This is a genomic window from Methylobacterium sp. WL18 (genome assembly GCF_008040015.1).
In the GTDB taxonomy this organism is placed as follows: domain Bacteria; phylum Pseudomonadota; class Alphaproteobacteria; order Rhizobiales; family Beijerinckiaceae; genus Methylobacterium; species Methylobacterium mesophilicum.
This window is the reverse complement of the sequence record NZ_VRVD01000940.1, coordinates 1-1,345: the sequence shown is the minus strand read 5'-3', so window position 1 is coordinate 1,345 and position 1,345 is coordinate 1. Positions and strand designations below refer to the sequence as shown.

General features: G+C 74.1%; 1 protein-coding gene. It reads right to left on the bottom strand.

Annotated elements, in window-relative coordinates:
* Nucleotides 1-142: 142 nt before the first annotated feature.
* The gene (argJ, locus tag FV228_RS29900) at nucleotides 143-1,345 is read right to left on the bottom strand and encodes a bifunctional glutamate N-acetyltransferase/amino-acid acetyltransferase ArgJ (protein WP_147857749.1); all 1,203 of its coding nucleotides are present in this window, start codon (nucleotides 1,343-1,345) and stop codon (nucleotides 143-145) included.

Genomic DNA, 1,345 nt, shown 5'->3' with positions numbered 1-1,345 from the left:
CCGACCGTGACCTCGGCGAAGTCCGGCGCCCGCGCCTCCGCGGCATGCCCGACGACGCTGATGCGGCGCTTGCACGCGTCATCGTCGGCGTGCGCCCGGGCGGGCAGCAGGGCGAGCAGGAGAAGGCCGGCGAGGCCGGCCCTCACGAGCGGTAATCCCCGTTGATCTCGATGTAGGCCTTGGTCAGGTCGCAGGTCCAGACGCGGGCCTGGCCCTCGCCCAACCCGAGATCGACCCGGATGCCGATCTCCGGCTCGCGCATCACCGCGCTGGCGGCGTCCTCGCTGTAATCCGGGTCGCGGGCGCCCTGGACGGCCACGCGCACGTCGCCGAACCAGATCGCGAGCCGGTCCCGGTCGGCGGGCTCGCCGGCCTTGCCCACCGCCATCACCACCCGGCCCCAATTGGCGTCCTCGCCGGCCACCGCGGTCTTCACCAGCGGCGAGTTGGCGATCGACATGGCGATCTTGTGCGCGGAGGCGTCGCTCTCGGCGCCCGTGACCCGCACGGTGACGAACTTGCGCGCGCCCTCGCCGTCCTTGGCGACGAGCTGGGCCAGTTCGATCAGCAGGCCGTCGAGCGCCGCCTTGAAGCCGGCCAGACGCGGGTCGGCCGCGTCGGCGATCTCGGCGTTGCCGGCCTGGGCGGTGGAGAACAGCAGCAGGGTGTCGGAGGTCGAGGTGTCGCCGTCCACCGTCACGCAGTTGAAGCTGGTCTTGGTGCCCGCGCTCAGCAGCGCCTGGAGGGCGGCCTGGGGCAGGGCGGCGTCGGTGAACACGAAGGCCAGCATGGTCGCCATGTCGGGGGCGATCATGCCGGCGCCCTTGGCGATGCCGCTGATGGTGACGCGCACGCCGTCGATCTCGGCGGTGCGGGTCGCGAGCTTGGGGAAGGTGTCGGTGGTCATGATCGCCCGGGCCGCCTCGGCCCAGGCGGCCGGGCCGTCCGTGGCCCGGGCGGCGCAGTCGGCCAGCACGCCCTCGAAGCGCTCGGCCGGCAGCGGCTCGCCGATCACACCCGTGGAGGCGACGTAGACCTCCCGGTCGCCGCAGCCGGCCGCCTGCGCGGCGATCTGGACGGTCTTGGCCACCGCCTCCCGGCCGAGCCGGCCCGTGAACGCGTTGGCGTTGCCCGAATTGACCACCAGCGCCCGGGCCGGGCCGTGGGCCAGGGCCTCGCGGCACCAATCCACCGGTGCCGACGGGCATTTCGAGCGGGTGAACACCCCGGCCGCGCGGGTTCCGGCGGCGAGGTCGACGTAGAGCACGTCGGTCCGGCCGCTGTAGCGGATGCCGGCCTGGGCGGTGGCGATCCGCACGCCCGGGAGCGGCGGCAGCTCCGGCAC